This window comes from Pseudomonas sp. RW10S2, from assembly GCF_014268985.1.
GTDB classification, from domain to species: domain Bacteria; phylum Pseudomonadota; class Gammaproteobacteria; order Pseudomonadales; family Pseudomonadaceae; genus Aquipseudomonas; species Aquipseudomonas wayambapalatensis.
On record NZ_JABWRO010000199.1, the window covers coordinates 1 to 4,651 of the forward strand.

A 4,651-nucleotide genomic window follows, 5' to 3' on the forward strand; every position below is an offset into this window, starting at 1 on the left:
CCTGTGGGAGCGGGCTCGTCCCGCGATGAGGCCGCCAGCAACCCTGCAACACCCTGCGTGACCTGAAAAAACAATTACAAGACAGAGGACCGCTTCCCATGACACCCGAGCACATCGATTCCATCAGCAAGCACCCCGACTTCCAGCAACTGATCCGCCGCAAGCGCCGCCTCAACGGCAGCCTCACCCTCACCATGCTCGCCGCCTACTACGGCTTCGTGCTGCTGGTGGCCTTCGCCCCCGGTCTGCTCGGTCAGTCGCTCAGTGGCGGCGTCACCAGCGTCGGCATGCTGGTGGGGGTGCTGATGGTGCTGTTGTCGTTCGCCCTGACCGGCATCTACATGCACCGTGCCAACCGCGTCATCGACCCGCTCAACGACAAGGTTCGCCAGGAGTGCGCGCAATGAACTGGACTGCCATCTCGATGTTCATGGTGTTCGTCTGCTTCACCCTGCTGGTGACCCGCTGGGCCGCGGCGCGCACGCGCTCGACCAGTGATTTCTACACGGCAGGCGGCGGCCTGACCGGGATGCAGAACGGCCTGGCGATCGCGGGCGACATGATCAGCGCCGCGTCCTTCCTCGGCATCTCGGCAATGATGTTCATGAACGGCTACGACGGCCTGCTCTACGCCCTGGGCGTACTCGCCGGCTGGCCGATCATCCTGTTCCTGATCGCCGAGCGCCTGCGCAACCTGGGCAAGTACACCTTCGCCGACGTGGTCTCCTATCGTCTGGCCCAAGCCCCGGTGCGCCTGAGCGCAGCGTTCGGCACACTGACCGTCGCGCTGTTGTACCTGGTGGCGCAGATGGTCGGTGCCGGCAAGCTGATCGAGTTGCTGTTCGGTATCAGCTACCTCTACGCCGTCACCCTGGTAGGCGTACTGATGGTGCTGTACGTGACCTTCGGCGGCATGCTCGCCACCACCTGGGTGCAGATCATCAAGGCGGTGATGCTGCTGTCAGGCACCACCTTCATGGCGTTCATGGTGCTCAAGCATTTCGGTTTCAGCACCGAGGCAATGTTCGCCAGCGCCGTGGCGGTGCATGCCAAGGGCCAGGCGATCATGGCCCCCGGGGCACTGCTGTCCAACCCCATCGACGCCATCTCGCTGGGCCTGGGCATGATGTTCGGCACCGCCGGGCTGCCACACATCCTCATGCGCTTCTTCACCGTCAGCGACGCCAAGGAAGCACGCAAGAGCGTGTTCTACGCCACAGGCTTCATCGGCTACTTCTACCTGCTGCTGATCGTCATCGGTTTCGGCGCCATCGTCATGGTGGGGACCGAGCCGGCCTACCGAGACGCCAGCGGCGCGATCATCGGCGGCGGCAACATGGTCGCCGTGCACCTGGCCCAGGCCGTGGGTGGCAACCTGTTCCTGGGCTTCATCTCGGCGGTGGCCTTCGCCACGATTCTTGCCGTGGTCGCAGGCCTGGCGCTGTCCGGTGCCTCGGCGATCTCCCACGACCTCTATGCCTGCGTCGTGCGCAAGGGCCAGGCCAGCGAGCAGGAAGAAATGCGCATGTCGCGCATCGCTACTCTGCTGATCGGCCTGCTCGCGGTGCTGCTGGGGTTGCTGTTCGAATCGCAGAACATTGCCTTCCTCTCTGGCCTGGTGCTGGCGATCGCCGCCTCGGTCAACTTCCCGGTGCTGCTGCTCTCGATGTTCTGGAAGGGCCTGACCACCCGTGGCGCAGTAGCCGGCAGCATGGCCGGGCTGGTCTCGGCCATCGTGCTGGTGGTGCTGGGCCCGGCGGTGTGGGTCAACGTGCTGCACAACGAGCGCGCGCTGTTCCCCTACAGCAACCCGGCGCTGTTCTCCATGAGCCTGGCCTTCCTCGGTGCCTGGGCCTTCTCGGTCACCGACAGCTCGCAACGGGCCAGCGAAGAACGTGGCCGCTACCTGGGCCAGTTCATTCGCTCCATGACCGGGATCGGCGCCGCGGGCGCCAGCAAGCACTGAACCCTTGAACCTCGAATGTCGGATATAACAACAATGAACCACACTCGTCTCAAGTCGGCCGCCTGGCTGGCCACCCTCGCCCTGCCCTTGCCCGCCATGGCGGATTTCATCGCTGACAGCCACGCCCGCGTCGAGCTGCGCAACCACTACATCAACCGCGACTTCCGCCAGTCCAATGCGCCGCAAGCCAAGGCCGAGGAATGGGCCCAGGGTTTCACCGCACGCTTCGAATCGGGCTTCAGCGAGGGCCCGGTAGGGCTGGGCGTGGATGCCATGGGGCAACTGGGGATCAAGCTCGACTCCAGCCGCGACCGGCGCAACACTGGCCTGCTGCCCTTCGGCCCGCACAGCCTGGAGCCGGTGGACGATTACAGCGAGCTGGGGCTGACCGGCAAGCTGCGGGTATCGAAGAGCACCTTGCGCCTGGGCACCCTGCAGCCGATTCTGCCCGTGGTGGTGTACAACGACACCCGCCTGCTGTCATCGACCTTCCAGGGCGGCCTGCTGACCAGCCAGGAGCTTGAGGGGCTGACCGTCAACGCCGGACGCCTGACCAAGGCCAACCTGCGCGACTCCTCCGGGCGCGACGACATTGGCTACGGCGCGGCCAGCAGCGACCACTTCGACTTCGGTGGCGGCAGCTACGCGATCACCCCGCAGACCAGCGTCAGCTACTACTACGCCAAGCTCGACGAGATCTACCGCCAGCAGTACCTGGGCCTGCTGCACACCCAGCCACTGGGCGAGGGTTTGAGCCTGCGCAGCGACCTGCGCTACTTCGACAGCCGCGGCGACGGCGCCGAACGCGCCGGGCGCATCGACAACCGCAACTTCAACGCCATGTTCACCCTGGGCGTGAAGGCCCACAAGTTCACCGCCACCTGGCAGCAGATGTCCGGCGACAGCGCGTTTCCGTTTCTCAACGGCGGCGACCCCTACACCGTCAACCTGGTCACCTACAACACTTTCACCCGCGCAGGTCTCGACTCCTGGCAGGTGCGCTACGACTACGACTTCGTCGCGATGGGCATTCCGGGCCTGAGCTTCATGACCCGCTATACCGACGGTCGCCACGCCGAAACCGCGACCCTCAGCAATGGCCGCGAACGCGAGCGCGACACCGACATCACCTACGTCATCCAGAGCGGCCCGTTCAAGGACGTCAGCCTGCGCTGGCGCAACGTCACCTTCCGTTCCGGCAATGGCCTGACCAACGCCGTGGACGAGAACCGCCTGATCATCGGCTACACCCTGGCGCTGTGGTAACCGCGCCCCTCAAAGGAGAACAGCATGTCTGAAGCCCACACCCTGCAGAGCTTCATCGCCGGCCGCTGGATCGGCCAGCACGGCGCCCAGGCCCTGCGCAGCGCCCTCGACGGGCAAGTACTTGCCTACAGCCACGAAGAACGCCCGGACTTCGCCGAAGCGCTGGATTTCGGCCGCCGCCAGGGCCTCGCCGGGCTCATGGCCCTGGATTTTCAACAGCGCGCCGCACGCCTGAAGGCCCTGGCGCTGTACCTGGCCGAGCGCAAGGAACAGCTCTACGCCCTCTCCCACCACAGCGGCGCGACCCGTGCCGACAGCTGGATCGACATCGAAGGCGGCAATGCCACGCTGTTTTCCTACTCCGGTATCGGCTCCCGCGAGTTGCCCTCGGGCAACCTGCTGCACGAAGGCCCGGCCATCCCGCTGGGCAAGCAAGGGCGTTTCGCCGGCAGCCATATCCTGGTGCCACGGGCAGGCGTGGCGGTGCACATCAACGCCTTCAACTTCCCGATCTGGGGCATGCTGGAGAAGTTCGCGCCGACCTTCCTCGCCGGCATGCCGTGCATCGTCAAGCCCGCGACGTCCACCAGCTACCTGACCGAAGCCGTGGTGCGCCTGATCGACGAATCCGGCCTGCTGCCGCCCGGCAGCCTGCAACTGGTGATCGGCAGCACCGGCGATCTGCTCGAGCGCCTGCAGGGCCAGGACCTGGTGACCTTCACCGGCTCCGCCGACACCGCCGCCAAGCTGCGCATGACGCCGAACCTGGTGCGCAACTCGGTGCCCTTCACGGCTGAAGCCGACTCGCTGAACTGCGCCATCCTCGGGCCGGATGTAACCCCGGACGACGAGGAGTTCGACCTGTACATCAAAGAGGTGGTGCGCGAGATGACCACCAAGGCAGGCCAGAAGTGCACGGCCATTCGCCGCGCCATCGTGCCGGCCAGGCACCTGGATGCCGTCGCCACCCGCCTGCGCGAACGCCTGGCCAAGGTGGTGGTGGGCGATCCGGCGGTCGAAGGCGTACGCATGGGCGCGCTGGCCTCCCACGACCAGCAGCGTGATGTCGGCGAGCGCGTGCGCAGCCTGCTGCAAAGCTGCGACCAACTGTTCGGCGCCAGCGACGGTTTTTCGCCGGTGGGCGAAGGCGTGGCCGAAGGTGCGTTCTTCGCCCCGACCCTGCTGCACGCACGCGACCCGCACGCCGAGGGCGGCGCCCACGATATCGAGGCGTTCGGCCCGGTCAGCACCCTGATGGCCTACGACGACCTGGACGAAGCCCTGGCCCTGGCCGCACGAGGCAAGGGCAGCCTGGTGGCGACCCTGGTGACCCGCGACCGCGCCATCGCCGCCAAGGCCATTCCCGCGGCCGCCGCCTGGCACGGCCGTCTGCTGGTGCTCGACCGCGAGGCTGCGCCC

3 protein-coding genes and 1 pseudogene are annotated in these 4,651 nt (G+C 66.3%); all 4 read left to right on the top strand.

The genetic code is table 11. The features are described from left to right. Positions 1-98: 98 nt before the first annotated feature. The gene (locus HU729_RS24895; RefSeq protein ID WP_054890632.1) at positions 99-407 is read left to right on the top strand and encodes a DUF485 domain-containing protein; all 309 of its coding nucleotides are present in this window, start codon (positions 99-101) and stop codon (positions 405-407) included. After that, positions 398-1,966: pseudogene (locus HU729_RS24900) on the top strand (cation acetate symporter); the annotation flags it as partial. The gene HU729_RS24895 and the pseudogene HU729_RS24900, both read left to right, overlap by 10 nt. Before the next feature lie 33 nt (positions 1,967-1,999). Beyond that, positions 2,000-3,232 carry an OprD family porin gene (locus HU729_RS24905; RefSeq protein ID WP_186664843.1) on the top strand — a complete coding sequence of 411 codons (1,233 nt, stop codon included), beginning with the start codon at positions 2,000-2,002 and terminating at the stop codon, positions 3,230-3,232. Between the two features lie 24 nt (positions 3,233-3,256). Further along, positions 3,257-4,651 (top strand): phenylacetic acid degradation bifunctional protein PaaZ (gene paaZ / locus HU729_RS24910; RefSeq protein WP_186711864.1); only part of this gene is annotated, 1,395 nt, incomplete at its 3' end.

Coding starts and splice junctions, on each gene's coding strand:
- HU729_RS24895 (WP_054890632.1), top strand. CDS start 99: ATGACACCCGAGCACATCGATTCCATCAGCAAGCACCCCGACTTCCAG.
- HU729_RS24905 (WP_186664843.1), top strand. CDS start 2,000: ATGAACCACACTCGTCTCAAGTCGGCCGCCTGGCTGGCCACCCTCGCC.